Origin of the sequence: Vibrio sp. Isolate30, from assembly GCF_022397975.1 — a bacterium.
GTDB lineage: Bacteria > Pseudomonadota > Gammaproteobacteria > Enterobacterales > Vibrionaceae > Vibrio > Vibrio fortis.
Window position 1 is genome coordinate 196,226 of record NZ_JAKEUS010000001.1, and the last position, 16,806, is coordinate 213,031.

Here is a 16,806-nt window from a genome sequence, read left to right on the forward strand (position 1 = left end):
ATTGCAATCAACGAGCAGGGCTCCCTTTTCAAATACACTTTTCGTCAGTCTGAGCTCTCTTTCAACCATTGCCTTGGCGATACACCTGCGACATGCTGAAAAGCGCGTGAGAACCCTGAATAGCTGGTGTATCCCACCTCATCGGCCACCCAGTTAATCGGCTTATTTTGCAGCAATAGCGACTGAGCAACGGACACACGCCATTTCTGCACATAGTCCCCCGGAGTCTCCCCGACTTCTCGTTTGAACGTTTCAATGAACTGAGTGCGAGACATCGCAGCAAGAGAGGCCATCTCAACCACAGAATAGTGACGTGCCGGAAGCTGATGTATAGCAGACACCACCGATGCAAGGCGCGGGTGAGCAAGTGCAGAAAACACACCTTTGTTTATCTTCTGCTCCTCAATCAGGTGTCGAAAGATCAGCGCCATCAAGGCATCGCTCAACCTATCCATTAAATATTGCTGACCCGAAGATTGCTGGGTCGATTCGCGAAACAGCGCATCAATCACGTGGCTTAAATTTGGGGCGCTTTTAAAAGGAATGACAATCACCTCTGGCAACGCAGACAACAAGGGGTTTGTCTGACCAGAACGATATTCGACACTAGCACATACCAATTCAGCCCCCTCCCCAACACCTTCTATCGCGTGCGAGGTGTTGTTTGGTAGGTACACAATACAGGGCTCAGAAAGTTGTTTAGGCTCACCACCATTTCGGGCTAACACTAGCTCACCACGAGTTAATACATGTAAATGTCCTTGTGTGCCTTGTTCCCCATTAAAAGACGACACTCCACACAAACGACCAGAGTAAAAAACACCGGTGCGTATCGAAAAATATTCCATCAGTTGTGACAACAGGTCCATAGCATCTCCGAACGATTCGCCTACTTTTTAGGTCTTTTGTCTCTCTATAGACCGGACAAGTTCGCTAATTTATTCATACAAGCTAACCAAACAGAGACAAGGAATACGCTATGTCACCTATCAAATCAGCAGGTAAAAAATTCACTCTTGCAGCAGCACTAATTGGCGCGAGTTTTTCAGTGATGGCAGCAGATATCGACATGAGCGTCGATAGCAATGATTTGGCGATTAAAGGCTATGACCCTGTAGCCTACTTTACGGATGCAGGCGCAGTACAAGGTTCACCTGAATTTACGGCCACCTATAAAAATGCCATTTACCAATTTGCGAGCAGTGAAAACCGCGACCAGTTTCGTGCAGATCCACAAGCGTATGCACCTCAATACGGCGGCTATTGTGCATTTGGCGTGGCAATGGGTAAGAAGTTTGAAACAGACCCTAACGCATGGAAAATTGAAGACGGTAAGCTCTACTTGAACTTAGATAAATCTGTTCAAAAACGTTGGTTGGAAGATACTCAAGTCTTTATTCAAGATGCCAACACCAACTGGACAAGCATCAAGACTGTTGAGGCTGACAAGCTTTAAAAATAACACCGCCTTTCGCTTCCTGCCCTTTAATCAAAACGGAAGAGTATGACTCTTCCGTTTTTTTCCCTTTAGATAAATGCGCCTCTCTAACAATGCTTAAAGCGTCGAGTGAGATAAGGCGAACCCACTAAGATCCAGAGCACCCCAATCAAAATAGCCAGTGCATTCACCGCTAAAAGCAAAGTACTGGTTGTTGCAGACGAGACTAAAGCCATACTCACTCCTGCAATCACCATCACACCGATTATTGAAGCAATAACTTGCTGCCAAGGGTTAAGTTTCAAAACGTTCGATTGCTGATTATTCATAAACAAAGAAATGAACAAGCCAAGCGCGGCAAACCAAGCAAACACATAGAGAGGCTGCAACAGTTGTAAGGTACCAAAGAGATAAACCACCAGTAACAACAGCCACAAACGCTTCGATTCAACTAATCGCCTTTGGTTTGCGCATCTAAATTGGTAGACCTTCAACGACAGTAGAGCGATCAAACCACCTAAGCCGATTCCGGCGATAATGTCTGTCGGGTAATGAACACCCAACCAAACCCTAGCGGCGCCAGCAAGAAGCGACAGTGCAAACCAACTGACAATCGCTGCACTTGGACTGATGTAGCCATGCTGTTCACATCGCTTTGTTACCCAGCCTAGTAACAGCCCGACAACTGCCGCCGCTTGGGTTGTGTGACCACTCGGAAAACTAAATCCGCTGGCTTGAGCTTGCTGCAAGCTTGGAAGCAGATAGAAAGGACGTGGAATGGCGAAACCCATTTTTAGAAGGTTGACCGAATAAGCCGTGGCGAGCAGTGCAAAGGCAAGCGTCAGACCATAGCGTAGGGGCAACAATAATAAGAGCAGCACCAATAATCCGACCGCAAATGCCCCTTCACCTAAGCCATTACCAATAGTGAGTAAGCTACCGATGATTGGCATTGATTTAGCCCAAGCTTGAAAAGAGGCCATAAACGGTAATTGCTCTGTATGAAGTTCACTTGCTCCATTGGTCAAGTCATCGAGCACATGAAAAGCGCTGGTGTGGCTCGTCTTGATCCAAGATTTTAGAGCGTCGCTATCACTTGGATAACGGTATTTATCAACAACAGATGGCGTTAAAGGCGCAAGGTAAACCTGACGAATTTCTTTACCAAAGTGCTTGGAGTTAAGAGCAGGGATAATTTTCGCGCCGAAACGGTTCTCGATAACAGGGTCTATATAACCAACACTCTCTTTGGGCTGGCAAGCAAAAACAACTCGATTGTCGTCAATATCAAGCCGCTCACCCACATCGACAGTTATCCCTGTCTCTTCGAACGTTTCTCGTTTCGCGGCAGCCTGAAATGTCTCATCACTATCAATATAACCACCGGGCAAAGAAAACGTGCGCGTCAGGTAATCTTGAACAAGAACAACCTCACCATCACTATTACGAATGACGCAAGTCGCACCTTTGGGTTGATAAGGCTTAACCTGCTGTGAAGCCTGATTTGGTTGAGCAAAGACCGACGAACTGAGTACGCTGATAAAGACGAAAAGTGGCAGTAACGCATGTTGCAAAATAAAGCGCCCATAGTTGTAATAATTAGGTTGCTATTATGTTCCAATAAAGCCTCTCTGTTCCAGCCAAGTTTAGCTATACTCGAACTTAATAAGTCTTTATTTTTCAGGAAGAAGAATGACTCTACTCCGGATCTTTGTAGTTAGCCTTTTCACCTATTCAACGCTTGCTTTTGCCACACCTTGGGCCTTTGTAAAAAGCGAAGATGGCATCACAATCCACAAACGCGACCACGGCAATGGCTTGGTAGAAGTGCGAGCTCAAATGCAGGTCGAGACCAGCTACTCCGGATTCTTGTTGTTACTAGAAGACAGCGACAATGTGCCCAACTGGATCGATAATGTGTCCCACAGTGAAGTGCTGATGCAGATCTCCGCTAACGAAAACATTGTCTATACCCAATTCAAAGCTCCATGGCCGGCCCGTGACCGAGACATGGTTACCTACTCCAAATACGAGGTCGAAGAGGGACAATTTACTCTGACAATCAAAGACGCGTCGAACTACCTTGCAAAGGAATCTGGATATATTCGCATTCGCGATGTGGACGCTATATGGACTCTACAGCCGCTCACTAACGGCTTCACACACATCAACTACACAGCCTATGCGAACGCAGGTGGGATACTGCCTGATTGGCTAATGAATCGCTTGTCAGCCAACAACGCTTTTAGCACCTTTCAAAAGCTCAGAAATCAGCTTCCAAAGTACCAAGGGAAACAGCACCCAAATTTAAATTAATAGCGAATCGATACAGGTCGTCAGAAAGCTCACTACCCTAACTTCGCCTTGCCAAATCGCGAGCGAGAATCAAAGCTAAGCCGAAGATTTGTAGAAAAAGGGCAATGTTTTTATAGAGCGTCATTTGCTCTTCTAGAGCCTGAAGAAGCTCGGATAGGGTTAGATTATCGAGATAGAAATCATCAATGCGTGTCCGTTGCGATTGCTGGGCTTGGTTAATCATCATCATGATCTGAGAAAGGTTTTCAACGGTGATCTCGGGGACCTCTCCGCTCACCCACACACCTAACTGGCCTCGCATCGCTTCCTCTAATTCAGGTGTGACCGCAGAGTTGGATGAGGTACTGATGTCCATGTGTAGCAGCATGGATTCGCGCTTACGTTCTAACGTCTCTATAGTGTTCCACGCCAGCTGAATAGAGTAGATGTTACCTTGCTGGCGCTCGCGGTATTGAGCCTGCTCAACCACCATTTTGTCGAGCACCAGGCTCGACACAACAATGGCGAGAATGTTGAGCACCAAGCCAGCCAATACGATCATCCATGGTGGAGGGAGGCGTAACGCCATGGCTATCCTTACATAAGTTTATCAAATGGTAGATAAACCAAGTTTAGGACAACCAGAGACACCATGCTGCCAAAGGTTAAATACATACCTTGTTTTCGGCCTTTTAGGCTGCGAGCAAGAATGCTCTTCCCGTGAATGATACGACCCGCAATAAAAGCGATGCCGATGATATGAATCAACCAGACATTGGCACCGTTAAACTCTAACAGCGCCATTAGAATCACAGTTATCGGGATATAGTCCATCGCATTACTCTGTGCAGATCGCGCGATTTGCAGCGATTCGACACCACCATCAGCATGGGCGACCTGATTCTTCCTTCTCTGCTTGATCACCTCAACGGCTAACCAGAGCATAATGAGGGCGAGTATAGACGCGTATAACGCTGTAACCATGATATTTCCTTATCTTCAATAATAACTGACGAGTATAAGCCTTCTTGATTCAGTCAAGCTTGCTCATCTCCTTGTAAGAGATCTCTCACAACCGACGTAAGAGATCTCAAATAAGCTTCGCAGAATATACTCAAAAAACAAACTCAACTTATTGTTTTCTAATGAACAGCGCACAAATCTTTCTAATTATTGAACTGAATTATAGTTTTGCTCCATTGCGAGTGAAGTCACAAGAGTGTTTAATTAACTTGTCGACAGGGAGTTGGCAGGAACAGGAAAAGCCTAATGGATTGGGTATCTTCAGGATGAAGATTTGATAGCACAGGAAGGGTTATCAGCAAGGAAGTCACACTCTAGGATGAGTTGCTTATCAGGATGATAAGGTCAGGACACCGCTAGGAAGGCGATGAATTGGATAGGTTAATGGAGTTAACCAAGTCAAGGAACGATGCAGGGAGCATACGTTACCTTATTTAAGAATAAATAAGAGACAACGTTGGTAGCAGGAAGGCTACGAAAAAGAACAGACCCCGTTTGGTGTAAGCCAAACGGGGTTTCTCTATTTTAGGGACCCGATAAAAATCACCAATATAACGCTTCGACTTTTGTCGCGTTCAATCTGATTCATTTCTTGGTCTCTAAATAGTCAGTCGGCTATAAAAGCACATTCATGACCAACATCGCGCCGAACGCATTCAATACAGAGATAGCAATCATCACTGGAATATAACGGCCTTCCGTACCGATAGGCCCCATAATGCGTCCCATGTATTGCACTTGAGAGCCCATTAGATAAATCGCAGGCGCTAAGATCGCAATGTGAGTCCCGTTTAAAATACCTTGGTCAAACAGCGTAATCACAACGCCCACAGCGCCGCCCATCGACATCCAAGCCCCAATGAGTACCGCAGCGGCCTCACCTGGAAGACCGAACACAGCCATAATAGGGGCGAACACACTGCCCATCAGATCGAGTGCACCAGTGATTTGCAATGCCTTGATGATCACAAAAGCCATCAGCACGTTTGGCAGGGTCGACGTAGTCGCGATCACCCAACCTTTTTTAGCACCCTCAACGAAAATATCCGTCACCATAGGTTTCTTTGCTTTTACTTCGCTCATTATGCTGCCTCCTCTGTCATGTTTTGTTTTTTATTGGAGTCCGACTTATCTTCTTTGCCCTCTGTGATATTTAGATAAATACGGAACAGGTTGGCACCAACAAACTTAAAGACAAACATCACCGCAACAGCAAGACCGATCGAAGATGAAACCGCTAATGAACCATCGATCGTGGTGAGGGTGAACAGCACGGCACCAGAAGAGAAAAAGTTGACAATGGCAGCACCAGCCGTAAATTGGAACATGGTAAACACATCGGTTTCACGCTTAGTCAAATGCCCCTCGTCTTTGAGCTGCCTAGTCATAGCGGCCCCGGCATCCGTACTTTGTAAAGACGCAATCAAGGCTAGGCCCGAATTACCTGGAATCCCCATCAATGGACGTAGAAGAGGTGTTAACAACTTGCGAGCAGCCTCTAGTGCGCCGTAGTGTTCAAGGACATTAATCATTCCTAACGCAAACATCACGGTAGGGATCAAAGTCAGCGCGAAAATGAAACCGTCACGCGCGCCACTGCCGCCCTTACCACGTAGTGATGTGGTGGCAGCTTGGACGCCGTCTGCTGTCTCACTGACATCATAGGCGACCTTACCGAACGAACCATTTAACGTGGTAAAGTCAAAAACACCATACCACTCATTAGATTTGAGCAGGCCGGAAAAGAACACTATCGCGAATGCGAGAGCTATATAACAACCAATCGTCACTTTACGATCGGTTTGAGCAGGATTAGTCATAATTGCCTCTATACATCTTGTTTATGTGGAACAGAACACGTATAGATAGTGCAAAGTAATGCACATTGAGATAATGACCAAAATCAAGAGAGCAATAATATTACCCAATCAAACATAGGCAAAATATAAAACTGTGAATTAGCTTAAATTGCAGGTTATGAGGCTATATATTATTTAATAATTAGAATACAAAACCAATTATTGATAGAAAACAAACCATAAACAATTGCCAACATTAAGTATCAACCTCCTCAATTTAAATAACACTCCGTTCTCATTATCTCTGAAAGTCATGTGCGAGATCTCTTACACTAAATTTCACTAAAATTATATTTCCAATACATTACATATACTTAGAGTATGACACCAAACCCCAAACAGACCGTACAGAACACTGAATAGGCACTATTTACGAGCTTGATGATGCTGAGCCTTAACAGCAAAGATATGAGCTCAAAGTGAAATTTCAGCGTTCATGGCTGCTATAGACTGCGATCAGCCAATAGGAAGGAAAGAGAGCAGTGGTTATTATGGAAATGAGAACATTAAAATACCAAGTAATGGGCAAAGGTATGTGGATCAGTGCAACTGTTTCACGTGTTGTCGCTGACAAACTTGCGCTGGAGTACCAATCTTACGGTTGGCCCGTTGAAGTGTGTACCGTTGATCAAGCTGTCGTTTTTGATCGCAGTGCTGCTTAATATTGGCAACCACAGATAAAGCTCTATCAACAAATGAGTTGGTAGAGCTTTTTCATTTTTATCTCTAATACGATTCACTAATCTCTTGAATTATTAAGAGTTCTATCACACTACGCAGCCATATTTAGGTCTACGCTTTTACGCGTACAGACTCATCTAATTTCATGGAGCGTAAATTATGGCAGGCACAAAGATCTTCGTCTTTCTCTTGGCGATTCTTCCCTCTTTATCTTTTGCCAGTGAGACAGGAACAACTCATGCCCTCAATCTCACTCAGTCTTCAATTGGCTATCTGTGTCTGGCCATTTTCGTTATCGCCTACGTGTTTGTGATGATGGAAGAGTATCTGCAATTGCGAAAATCGAAGCCAGTTCTGCTCGCAGCTGGCCTCATATGGATTGCGATTGGCTTAACCTACCAAAACCATCAACAAATTGAAGTCGCCCAACAAGCCTTAGAGCACAACCTTTTAGAATACGCAGAGTTGCTACTGTTTCTACTCGTGGCTATGACCTACATCAGCGCCATGGAGGAGCGTCGTCTATTCGATGCACTGCAAGCGTGGATGGTGGGAAAAGGCTTTAACTACCGTTCACTGTTTTGGCTCACCGGTATTCTGTCGTTCTTTATTTCTCCAATTGCCGATAACCTAACCACTGCGTTATTAATGTGCGCTGTGGTTCTCAAAGTCGCAGGCTCAAACCCGAAATTTGTTAACCTTGCCTGCGTTAATATCGTAATCGCGGCCAATGCAGGCGGGGCATTTAGCCCGTTCGGTGACATCACCACACTTATGGTTTGGCAAGCGGGCTATGTGAACTTCTCGGAGTTCATGCCATTGTTTATCCCATCAGCGGTCAACTACCTCGCTCCTGCGTTAATTATGTCTTACTTTGTTCCGACCACGCAGCCAGACACCGTCCACCAGCATGTAGAGCTCAAACGCGGTGCAAAGCGCATTGTATTCCTGTTTGTCATGACCATAGCAACCGCCGTTGCCTTCCACGCTGTGATTCATTTCCCTCCAGTGATCGGCATGATGATGGGGCTAGCGTATCTGCAATTCTTTGGCTTTTTCTTGCGCAAAACGCTACCCAAATCATTGGCGAAGAAGAAAGCAATTGCGATTGCCAACCATGATGAAGCGGCACTCAAACGCTTAGGTTCAGTGGTGCCATTCGATGTGTTCAGACGTGTATCTCACGCCGAGTGGGACACACTGTTGTTCTTCTATGGTGTTGTAATGTGTGTGGGTGGTTTGAGCTTACTCGGCTACTTAGAATTAGCATCAGGCGTCATGTACAGCCAATGGAACCCGATTTGGGCCAACATCATGGTGGGTATCCTCTCTGCGATCGTCGACAATATTCCTGTGATGTTTGCAGTGCTATCCATGGAGCCAAGTATGTCGATTGGCAACTGGCTTCTCATCACGTTAACGGCAGGGGTTGGAGGTAGCTTGCTTTCGATAGGCAGTGCTGCTGGTGTCGCTTTGATGGGGGCAGCGCATGGCAAATACACCTTCTTTGGTCACCTAAAATGGATGCCAGTTATCGCGATCGGTTATGCCCTCAGCATTGCCGTACACCTCGCCATGAATTCGAGTCTGTTTTAAAACCTAACTTAATCACTGGCTAAAAAGACAAAAGCACGGTAAAGCGCTTGAAATGGAGGTATTCGCCGAGTGGGTTCGTTAGCAGCTCGGCGAATTACTGTTTCGATTCAGGGACACGTGTCCAAACGTTGCTCAATTGAAGGCCCGGACAGCCGTTGCAAGTCAGCTTTCTTCCATCGTTGTGAATGCGCATCACTAACCCTGGACCTATTTTGCTGCTCGCTGAGTTTAGTTCGATACTGATCAAATCATCGTCGACGCTGTAGTCGCGAGTGATGCTGATATCCGTGGTTTGGTAGCGTACTTTGCCCGAGTCAAAGATCAAATAGCTCTCGTTTTCCGGGTTTTCATACATACCGCTGAATAGGACCAATTGAGGAACCTCAAATGGTTTCGTTGTCTCGCTCAAACACCCAGTCAATAAAACGCTACTACACCCAATCGCCGTAATAAATTGTCGGTTCATAGAGTTTTCTGTTTTTATATTTCTTTATTAAGTTTTTAAATAATAAGCAGTGATTTATATAAATACCAGAAAACAATAAGAGCATTTATTCAACTAATTGATAGAATGCCTTCTAATTTCAACAGCGCGGACTTTCTTTCGACACCGCCCGCATAGCCGGTCAGTTTGCCGTTTTTACCAATAACGCGATGACAAGGCACTATGATAGAAACTGGGTTCTTTCCATTAGCCAAGCCTACGGCTCTGACCGCTTTGGGATTGCCGATTTCATCTGCAAGCTGTTGGTAACTCCATGTTTCACCGAAAGGAATACGCGTTAGAGCTTGCCAAACTGACTGTTGGAATGGCGTCCCTTCGGCTGCAATTGGTACAGAAAAATGGTCTCGCTCTCCGGCAAAATATCCATCTAGCTGTTGCTTAGTTTTCTCAAACAACGCAAAACTATCATCTTGTATGCCCAGATCTTCTGGCTTAGTGGTATGCGTTTCAAACCAAATACCCAGTAATCCTTCATCGCAGCCTTGTATCGTCACAATACCCAGTGGGCTGGTGTAATAAGTAAATCGTTTCATCATTATCATTCGTTCTCTTAACGGTGCTTCACCGCGGAATTTAAAAATGGCTCCAGCAATGGAATGTTGCGTAGCTACCCCATGGTGATACCTTGCTTGCTGTCACGGTAGGGTGTTGGTCGATGTATTTCTTCACGATTAAATCACCAGTGAGCAGGTGATCCGGTTCGCTCAAACCTCTCAATAATGCGTACTGTACTGTCCAAGGGCCAATGCCTTTAATATCGAGCCATTGGCTTGGATGTTGATGATTGTTCTCAACCATATAAACCGCAAATCTGTGTAAGGTATCTTTTCGACTCTGCGGCATTCTTAAAAAGCTAATGTCAGCCTGAGCAACTTGTTCCGGCGTTGGAAAATAGGTCGCTTGTTCTTTTGGTGACAACTGCTTGGCTAGCAAATTCAATTGACCTATCGCCGCTTTCACCGACACCTGCTGCCCCAAAATAGCGCGAACACCGGCTTCCCAAGGCGACCATACTCCAGGAATGCGAATACCGGACTCTTGGATCAATGAGGCGTCGACATTGCCTAGGTGCGCTTCAACTCGATTGATGTCGACATCGAGATCGAACATTCGACGGATTTGACGAATCAAATTTCTCAACTGATTCATCTGGCTGAGTTCGAACTCGACTTCCAGCACATTGGTTGGGTGTTTGCTGCTCTTAACACAACGAATACGAAACCACCCTGTCGCCTCGTTGATGATTACCGTTCGTTGATAGTAATCCTCCCCGACTTCCTCAACACCCTCAATCATACGTTTGCGATAAAAGTTCAACATGTGTTGCCAGTTAATCGTCCCTTTCATGGGTAAAGACACAATATTGGTCGTAGCGCTGTCAGATCCGGACTTTCGGATCTGTGATGGAGACAATTTCAGCACCTTAAGAAAGGCATCATTAAATCGACGTGTACTCTTAAATCCACAAGCAAACCCAATATCAGTAATGCTCATCTGACTATTATGGAGGAGCTGCTTTGCAAACATGAGTTGGTTATAGATTGCGTATTGCTTAGGGGAAACGCCCATATATTTACTGAATAAGCTGCGAAGATAGCGGTCTGAGATGCCTAAGCGCTGACACAGAGCCGCACTGTTACCTTCGGCTAAACCACCTTCTTCAATCAGCTTTTGTGCTCTGAGAAAAGTCGTCTCAACGCCCTTCCAAGCTGGCGAGAAAGGGGCGCTATCTGGGCGACAACGCAGACAGGGGCGATAACCCGCTTGCAGTGCCTGCGCTTGATTCGAGAAATATTCGACGTTTTGTTCTTTCGGCGGCGAAGCTGGGCAGATGGGGCGACAGAAGATCCCTGTCGTCTTCACGGCAATAAAAAACAGTCCATCAAAGCGTGCATCTCTCGCAAGGCGCGCTTGTTGACACTGAGCACTGCTCAGATCGCTGTATTGATGAATCTTGCCTTCCATATGCCTACCTTAAAAACCATAACATTAAGTGATGAGTTAAAGTGTAACGACAAGCGAAACGAACGCTAGCCATTTTCGGAAGTGAATATGCATTAAATTGAATTTTTTAATTTGCTTTTGGCAGAGTTCAACTACCCTTAAGAGGGAAGAGAGGGTTCTCTCGCAACGTCACAGCTGTCACTTGGCGCTTAAGATGCCGAGGCTAGCTGAATAACAAGGATAATTGGCTATGGATCTGCACACCTGTCGCATTGTTCTCAAGAACAAGCAAGTTCTCACCTGTCAGTCTGTCGAACAGTCTCTTGGCTTTCTCGAAGATACTTCGCAAAGCGGCATCTCAATGATTGAGATTGACGCCACTGACGGTCATCAAATCCACTCTTACATGTCTCACTCGTTAGAAGAGTCTATTGAGAACTTAATGAATTTATGACATCTCTCATGTGTCGCTCGCCTTCGCTGGCTTAAAACTATAATGGCTCCCAATCGGGAGCCATTATTTCTTTATCTATCTATTTCTAAGAGTCTATGAGTCTAAGTACTCAGCCTTTTGACCAACTTCTACCAATCACAGCCCCAACGGGCTATTCAGGCGCAATCTCAGCGGCTTGCTGCAGAGTATAGGCTGTGGACGGGTCAATCTCTTTAACCAACTCTTCCACCTGCATGATTGCATCCACCGAAGTACTCGATTTACGGTAGCTCAGATAAATCGGACGATACCAATCCTCTACCCCTTTTACCTTGTGCAGTTGACCTGACTCAATAAAGGGTTCAACCAAAGATACTGGAAGATACGCACTACCGCCTTTTTCTAGAATAAAGTCCAGCGCTATACGCGCTGTTGATGTGCGTAGATAAGGAGCTGGCACTTTTGGGTGTCGCTCTGCGTGCTCTGAGCCGAAACGCGTTCCCCAATCCACATAGACGTATTTGTTTTGGAATACGCTTTCAAGGTCGTCGGGCTGTGTCGATACCAAGACGAGAACTAAATCCGCGACCTTTTTGCAGTTCAGCTCCTCCGCTTTGATCTGATCGAAAGCAAAGGCCATATCCAGCGTGCGCTCTAGCAGATTTCGGTTGAGTTGCTCGCGACCCATAACCTCAGCCATAAAGCCGTAACCACCGAAAGAGTCTGTCACTACACTCAAACAGTTCTGCAAGTAAGCATCCCAGATATTTGGTGTGCCGCCCAAGGTTAATTGAAGCGCCTTACCACTCTCTAAAGAGAGTTCAAACTTAGCCTGTTGAAGCGTTGAGACCATCACTTCTGCATAGCCAATCAAACGCTCACCAGAGGAAGTCAGCTTAATATTGTTGCGATCACGTATAAAAAGCTGAGTATCAAAATAGCCTTCAAGCTGTTTGATACGGGCACTCACGGCCGCTTGTGTTAAATACAAGTTTTCAGCAGCACGACCAAAATGGCGCACCCTTGCAACCTCAAGAAAGGTTCTAAATACTTTCACATCCATCAAATACATCTCTGTAATAAATCTGCTAACTAGCAGATCTAGGATTGTTTATCGTAAGGGCAAAAAGGTTTTGTTTTCCATTTTTCCCTTTTAACAATATTTTCGCGTGAGTAACAAAAACACTAATTTCAATCCAACCACATTACTGAGGCTGTTATGTCTGAGACCGAATTCCGACACGGAAAAAAACGTTTTTATGACACCAATAAATTCCCAAGAGGGTTTGCTAAGTCAGGTGATTTTACTCTTGTCGAAGAAGAAATCCTAACCTTGTTTGGTGATACCATGCTAGCACTTGAATCGGGCGAACTTGCACCGACGAATGCTGAAGAAAAACACTTTGTGAAAGTGTTATCGCACCCTCACAAGGCGAAGTCTAAGTTAGAGCGTGTTTGGTTGAAATACATCCAGCTTGCTCGCGGGCGTCGTCGCTTCCACACTCTTAATGGCTGCAAACGTGGCGACGTACCAAGAGAAGAGTACGACAGCGAGTTAGTGTTGGAAGATTAATCTTCTTAGCTCAAGGTGTTTCCACGCCTTGAGCTTACTGACCTACGTACGCCCTCTACAAGTGTAGCGAATAAGCGCTCCTTTACAATATTTTTATAAATTTCATAATGATAGCGAGATTCTTCTCATTATCACACTTCTGCGCGCCTCAAGCTTAAAGCAACCGAAAACTCTTCACTTATCATTCTAAACAGCAAAAATAAATTTCATTTTTTTGAGCTCGCGTTTTGCGACAAATCAAGAGACGATAATTCAAACAAAAACTCCTTTTATGACAAGCAGATGAATCTTGTTTAACGATGATAAATATCCCTATATATATTGTGCAATTTTGAGACTTACTGTCACAGATGTCATTAAAAAACTAAAAATTTGACCTAAAACAATGGCAGAAACAGATCACTTATTTTATAATGCGAATTAATGTTTCAGCACACTATAAATTATTTATCTTAGGGGCTACAAAAATGAGACTTATTCCTTTAAACAACGCGGCACAAGTAGGTAAATGGGCAGCTCGTCACATCGTTGACGCAATTAAAGCATTCAACCCAACAGCTGATCGTCCATTCGTTCTTGGTCTACCTACTGGTGGCACACCACTAACGACTTACAAAGAACTAATCGCGCTATACAATGCGGGTGAAGTTAGCTTTAAAAACGTTGTTACATTCAACATGGATGAGTACGTAGGTATCGATCCTAACCACCCTGAGTCTTACCGTACTTTCATGTACACAAACTTCTTCAACCACGTTGATATTCAAGAAGAGAACATCAACCTACTAGACGGCCAAGCAGAAGACATCGACGCTCACTGCGCAGCTTACGAAGAAAAAATCCGTTCTTACGGTAAAATCAACCTGTTCATGGGCGGTATCGGCATCGACGGTCACATCGCATTCAACGAACCAGGTTCTTCTCTAGCATCTCGTACTCGTATCAAGACGCTAACTGAAGAGACTCGCATCGCGAACTCTCGTTTCTTCGACAACGACATCAACCAAGTGCCAAAATACGCACTAACTATCGGTGTTGCGACTCTACTAGACGCTGAAGAAGTAATGATCCTGACTATGGGTCACAACAAGGCGCAAGCTCTACAAGTTGCTATCGAAGGTTCTGTAAACCACATGTGGACTGTTACAGCGCTTCAAATGCACCGTAAAGCTATCATCGTTGCTGATGAGCCAGCTCAACAAGAGCTTAAAGTTAAGACTCTACGCTACTTCCAAGAGCTAGAAGCTGAGAACATCCAAGACCTATAATCTCAGGTTTTGTTGAAACGAAAAGCCACCTCGGTGGCTTTTTTTGTGCCTGCTATTTCAATGAATCCATGCCACCTATCGATAGCGTAAATTCAGGGAGAAGTGACACTAGCGGAGACAAAGTCAACCGCGTGCAAAACGCCAATGGCAGTGAGAAGTCATTCTGAAAACAGTGAAGTAGCGAAGATAATGAAGAAAGAGAAGAGCGAGAATAAATAGAAGAAAGCGAGCTTTCCCTAACTCAAGTTGGCAACCTATAGGGGAAGGTTGATCTAAGCCGAGCTGACTACACTCAAAGGCTAAAACTCAAAGAAAGGGAAAGCGGTGCAATTAGATAAATGAAATAACCAGAATAGATGGCATAAGCGACCGAAAATAGATAGCTGAAACGCAAAAAGCGATCACACAATCAGTGCGTTGTCGCGACAAAGAGTATTGATGAGATCAGTAATGGCCAGAACGATGGTCGACTGAACCTTCTGATTGTGGCGCCCCAAAAACATATCGAGCATTGGACCCGACATCGACGCAACCATGTCAGCATCGTATTCAATCGGCATGATCTTTTGAATGGCGTGAATTCGGTTTAGCTCAAACAGAACATTAGGGTCAGTGAATGAAACCTCATCACCTTGAATTTTCGCCCACTCTTTCAAGGTGACAAAAATCTCTAGGTCATCATAGACTTCTTTACTGATGACACCCAAACCTAGCAGCAATTTAGCGCGAACCATGATCTCGCCTAGTGGACCTCCACTGTTAAGGAGCGGCTCAACAACAAACTTCACTGCGGTGTCATCTTTCTGGAATATGCTTTTCAGAACCGTATCTACCGTGTCATCCAATGCATCGTAAGCCGCCATAAAACAAGCATTGGCTGTCGTCGCCTCTGCAAGTGCTTCAAGGAGTTCTGTTTCATGGCTAGGATGTATTGGCATAACGGCTCTGCAATAAGAAAGTGCCACAGAAGTGGCACTTTGATGATTTATCATTTCAATGCTTGGTAAGCTTGTTCCGCTAGTTTAACAACTTCTGAGTCGATATTCAGCTCAGAATAATGCGCTAATGTCTCAGCAAAACCTTTTTCTGCGAACATTGCTTGAAGTTCAACCGCTTGAGGGTCATCTTCATTCTTGTAGTGGAATGCTGCAGCAATCGCTTTAATCAAATTCTCATTTGGTAAGCCGTATTCTAGCGTACCATTCAATGGTTTGACTAGACGATCTTGTGGGCTAAGTTTACGGATTGGCTGACGGCCAACACGGTCAACTTCGTCACGTAGATAAGGGTTTGCGAAACGACCCAGAATCTTTTGAATGTAAGCTGCGTGAGCTTCAGGATCAAAACCGTAGCGTTTGATCAGCACTGCGCCACTCTCTTCCATCGTTGCCGTAACCTGCGCTCGAATCTCATCATTCTCAATAGAGTCTTTAATTGTCTCAAGACCTGCAAGTACACCTAGGTAAGCCGTAACTAGGTGGCCAGTGTTAAGAGTAAATAACTTACGCTCAACAAACGCCATTAGGTTGTCTGTACACTCCATGCCTGGAATGCTTGGGATCTCGCCTTTGAACTGAGTCTCATCCACGATCCACTCGCTGAACGTTTCAACCGTTACCGCTAGAGGGTCTGTCTCACCCGCTTCTGCAGGCGGCACAATACGGTCAACCGCTGAATCAACGAAACCGATGTTCTCTTCAGTGAATGCTTTCATCTCATCAGATAGATGCTCAAGCACTGCCGCCTTAAGCTGGCTAGTACCACGAACCATGTTCTCAGCTGCGATGATGTTCATTGGTGCAGTGTTGCCTGCTGCTGCACGCTTCTCGATACCTTGAGCAATCGACTTAGAAATGATCTTTAATACTGTTGGACCAACCGCAGTAGTGATTAGGTCTGACTCAGCGATGCAGTCAATCACTGCGTCTGTCGCTGAGTTAACTGCCGTTACGTTCTTAACAACTTCAACAACGCACTCTTCGCCAACAATCTTAACTGGGTACTCTTTACGCTCGATTAGCGCATTAACGACTGTCTCATTTACGTCTGCAAAAGTGACTTCAAGACCTGCATCAGCAAGTAACTTACCAATGAAACCACGACCGATATTACCAGCACCGAAATGTAACGCTTTCATAATGTTTAGACCTTTTAACTGTGTAATCTATATAGGTGACGGTTCAACAACTTA

General features: G+C 45.0%; 19 protein-coding genes. 7 read left to right on the top strand and 12 right to left on the bottom strand.

What is annotated here, in order from left to right; genetic code table 11:
- Window positions 1-44: 44 nt before the first annotated feature.
- Window positions 45-869, bottom strand: a complete 825-nt coding sequence (locus L1D60_RS00895; protein WP_239839303.1) for an AraC family transcriptional regulator — start codon at window positions 867-869, stop codon at window positions 45-47.
- 110 nt (window positions 870-979) lie between these two features.
- Here L1D60_RS00895 and L1D60_RS00900 point away from each other — a divergent pair, with 110 nt between their 5' ends.
- Window positions 980-1,456: a YHS domain-containing (seleno)protein gene (locus L1D60_RS00900; protein ID WP_239839304.1), complete on the top strand. Its 477-nt coding sequence runs from the start codon at window positions 980-982 to the stop codon at window positions 1,454-1,456.
- 89 nt (window positions 1,457-1,545) lie between these two features.
- On the opposite strand, the gene L1D60_RS00905 is transcribed toward L1D60_RS00900, so the two are convergent.
- Window positions 1,546-3,012: a bifunctional NUDIX hydrolase/phosphatase PAP2 family protein gene (locus L1D60_RS00905; RefSeq protein ID WP_239839305.1), complete on the bottom strand. Its 1,467-nt coding sequence runs from the start codon at window positions 3,010-3,012 to the stop codon at window positions 1,546-1,548.
- 118 nt (window positions 3,013-3,130) lie between these two features.
- Here L1D60_RS00905 and L1D60_RS00910 point away from each other — a divergent pair, with 118 nt between their 5' ends.
- Window positions 3,131-3,754: an START domain-containing protein gene (locus L1D60_RS00910; protein ID WP_239839306.1), complete on the top strand. Its 624-nt coding sequence runs from the start codon at window positions 3,131-3,133 to the stop codon at window positions 3,752-3,754.
- A gap of 37 nt (window positions 3,755-3,791) precedes the next feature.
- Here the strand turns inward: L1D60_RS00910 and L1D60_RS00915 are convergent, their stop codons facing one another.
- From L1D60_RS00915 to L1D60_RS00930, 4 genes are all read right to left on the bottom strand, one after another.
- Window positions 3,792-4,322: a DNA mismatch repair protein gene (locus L1D60_RS00915; RefSeq protein WP_239839307.1), complete on the bottom strand. Its 531-nt coding sequence runs from the start codon at window positions 4,320-4,322 to the stop codon at window positions 3,792-3,794.
- Between the two features lie 8 nt (window positions 4,323-4,330).
- A complete protein-coding gene (locus L1D60_RS00920; RefSeq protein WP_239839308.1) occupies window positions 4,331-4,717 on the bottom strand; it encodes an MAPEG family protein in 387 nt (128 codons plus the stop codon).
- Between the two features lie 654 nt (window positions 4,718-5,371).
- Window positions 5,372-5,839, bottom strand: coding sequence for a YjiG family protein (locus tag L1D60_RS00925; RefSeq protein ID WP_032553605.1), 468 nt, complete (start codon window positions 5,837-5,839; stop codon window positions 5,372-5,374).
- A complete protein-coding gene (locus tag L1D60_RS00930; protein ID WP_239839309.1) occupies window positions 5,839-6,576 on the bottom strand; it encodes a nucleoside recognition domain-containing protein in 738 nt (245 codons plus the stop codon). Before L1D60_RS00930 ends, L1D60_RS00925 begins: the two co-directional genes overlap by 1 nt.
- 536 nt (window positions 6,577-7,112) lie before the next feature.
- Between L1D60_RS00930 and L1D60_RS00935 the strand changes: the two genes are divergently transcribed.
- Window positions 7,113-7,277, top strand: coding sequence for a hypothetical protein (locus L1D60_RS00935; protein WP_239840482.1), 165 nt, complete (start codon window positions 7,113-7,115; stop codon window positions 7,275-7,277).
- A gap of 178 nt (window positions 7,278-7,455) precedes the next feature.
- Window positions 7,456-8,892, top strand: a complete 1,437-nt coding sequence (gene nhaD, locus L1D60_RS00940; protein WP_239839310.1) for a sodium:proton antiporter NhaD — start codon at window positions 7,456-7,458, stop codon at window positions 8,890-8,892.
- A gap of 94 nt (window positions 8,893-8,986) precedes the next feature.
- Here the strand turns inward: nhaD and L1D60_RS00945 are convergent, their stop codons facing one another.
- The 3 genes from L1D60_RS00945 to L1D60_RS00955 form a co-directional block, all read right to left on the bottom strand.
- Window positions 8,987-9,358, bottom strand: coding sequence for a hypothetical protein (locus L1D60_RS00945; protein ID WP_239839311.1), 372 nt, complete (start codon window positions 9,356-9,358; stop codon window positions 8,987-8,989).
- An 89-nt stretch (window positions 9,359-9,447) separates the two neighbouring features.
- The gene (locus L1D60_RS00950) at window positions 9,448-9,933 is read right to left on the bottom strand and encodes a methylated-DNA--[protein]-cysteine S-methyltransferase (RefSeq protein ID WP_239839312.1); all 486 of its coding nucleotides are present in this window, start codon (window positions 9,931-9,933) and stop codon (window positions 9,448-9,450) included.
- 37 nt (window positions 9,934-9,970) lie between these two features.
- Window positions 9,971-11,362: an Ada metal-binding domain-containing protein gene (locus tag L1D60_RS00955; RefSeq protein ID WP_239839313.1), complete on the bottom strand. Its 1,392-nt coding sequence runs from the start codon at window positions 11,360-11,362 to the stop codon at window positions 9,971-9,973.
- Between the two features lie 229 nt (window positions 11,363-11,591).
- On the opposite strand from L1D60_RS00955, the gene L1D60_RS00960 reads away from it, so the two are divergent.
- A complete protein-coding gene (locus L1D60_RS00960) occupies window positions 11,592-11,795 on the top strand; it encodes a hypothetical protein (RefSeq protein WP_032553612.1) in 204 nt (67 codons plus the stop codon).
- A gap of 151 nt (window positions 11,796-11,946) precedes the next feature.
- Here the strand turns inward: L1D60_RS00960 and L1D60_RS00965 are convergent, their stop codons facing one another.
- A complete protein-coding gene (locus tag L1D60_RS00965) occupies window positions 11,947-12,837 on the bottom strand; it encodes a LysR family transcriptional regulator (protein WP_239839314.1) in 891 nt (296 codons plus the stop codon).
- Between the two features lie 156 nt (window positions 12,838-12,993).
- On the opposite strand from L1D60_RS00965, the gene L1D60_RS00970 reads away from it, so the two are divergent.
- Window positions 12,994-13,347, top strand: a complete 354-nt coding sequence (locus L1D60_RS00970) for a DUF413 domain-containing protein (protein WP_239839315.1) — start codon at window positions 12,994-12,996, stop codon at window positions 13,345-13,347.
- Between the two features lie 467 nt (window positions 13,348-13,814).
- Window positions 13,815-14,615 (top strand): glucosamine-6-phosphate deaminase, encoded by an 801-nt coding sequence (nagB, locus tag L1D60_RS00975; RefSeq protein WP_032553615.1) that lies wholly within the window; start codon window positions 13,815-13,817, stop codon window positions 14,613-14,615.
- Between the two features lie 401 nt (window positions 14,616-15,016).
- On the opposite strand, the gene L1D60_RS00980 is transcribed toward nagB, so the two are convergent.
- Both L1D60_RS00980 and L1D60_RS00985 read right to left on the bottom strand, forming a co-directional pair.
- On the bottom strand, window positions 15,017-15,553 hold the full coding sequence (locus L1D60_RS00980) for an MltR family transcriptional regulator (RefSeq protein ID WP_239839316.1): 537 nt from the start codon (window positions 15,551-15,553) through the stop codon (window positions 15,017-15,019).
- Between the two features lie 50 nt (window positions 15,554-15,603).
- Entirely contained in the window at window positions 15,604-16,752 is a 1,149-nt protein-coding gene (locus L1D60_RS00985; RefSeq protein ID WP_239839317.1) for a mannitol-1-phosphate 5-dehydrogenase, read from the bottom strand.
- Between the last annotated feature and the right edge of the window lie 54 nt (window positions 16,753-16,806).

Bases quoted from the DNA above. Each gene is read 5' to 3' on its own strand.
- L1D60_RS00895 (WP_239839303.1), bottom strand. From the start codon at position 869: ATGGACCTGTTGTCACAACTGATGGAATATTTTTCGATACGCACCGGT.
- L1D60_RS00900 (WP_239839304.1), top strand. From the start codon at position 980: ATGTCACCTATCAAATCAGCAGGTAAAAAATTCACTCTTGCAGCAGCA.
- L1D60_RS00910 (WP_239839306.1), top strand. From the start codon at position 3,131: ATGACTCTACTCCGGATCTTTGTAGTTAGCCTTTTCACCTATTCAACG.
- L1D60_RS00915 (WP_239839307.1), bottom strand. From the start codon at position 4,322: ATGGCGTTACGCCTCCCTCCACCATGGATGATCGTATTGGCTGGCTTG.
- L1D60_RS00920 (WP_239839308.1), bottom strand. From the start codon at position 4,717: ATGGTTACAGCGTTATACGCGTCTATACTCGCCCTCATTATGCTCTGG.
- L1D60_RS00925 (WP_032553605.1), bottom strand. From the start codon at position 5,839: ATGAGCGAAGTAAAAGCAAAGAAACCTATGGTGACGGATATTTTCGTT.
- L1D60_RS00930 (WP_239839309.1), bottom strand. From the start codon at position 6,576: ATGACTAATCCTGCTCAAACCGATCGTAAAGTGACGATTGGTTGTTAT.
- L1D60_RS00935 (WP_239840482.1), top strand. From the start codon at position 7,113: ATGAGAACATTAAAATACCAAGTAATGGGCAAAGGTATGTGGATCAGT.
- nhaD (WP_239839310.1), top strand. From the start codon at position 7,456: ATGGCAGGCACAAAGATCTTCGTCTTTCTCTTGGCGATTCTTCCCTCT.
- L1D60_RS00945 (WP_239839311.1), bottom strand. From the start codon at position 9,358: ATGAACCGACAATTTATTACGGCGATTGGGTGTAGTAGCGTTTTATTG.
- L1D60_RS00950 (WP_239839312.1), bottom strand. From the start codon at position 9,933: ATGATGAAACGATTTACTTATTACACCAGCCCACTGGGTATTGTGACG.
- L1D60_RS00955 (WP_239839313.1), bottom strand. From the start codon at position 11,362: ATGGAAGGCAAGATTCATCAATACAGCGATCTGAGCAGTGCTCAGTGT.
- L1D60_RS00960 (WP_032553612.1), top strand. From the start codon at position 11,592: ATGGATCTGCACACCTGTCGCATTGTTCTCAAGAACAAGCAAGTTCTC.
- L1D60_RS00965 (WP_239839314.1), bottom strand. From the start codon at position 12,837: ATGGATGTGAAAGTATTTAGAACCTTTCTTGAGGTTGCAAGGGTGCGC.
- L1D60_RS00970 (WP_239839315.1), top strand. From the start codon at position 12,994: ATGTCTGAGACCGAATTCCGACACGGAAAAAAACGTTTTTATGACACC.
- nagB (WP_032553615.1), top strand. From the start codon at position 13,815: ATGAGACTTATTCCTTTAAACAACGCGGCACAAGTAGGTAAATGGGCA.
- L1D60_RS00980 (WP_239839316.1), bottom strand. From the start codon at position 15,553: ATGCCAATACATCCTAGCCATGAAACAGAACTCCTTGAAGCACTTGCA.
- L1D60_RS00985 (WP_239839317.1), bottom strand. From the start codon at position 16,752: ATGAAAGCGTTACATTTCGGTGCTGGTAATATCGGTCGTGGTTTCATT.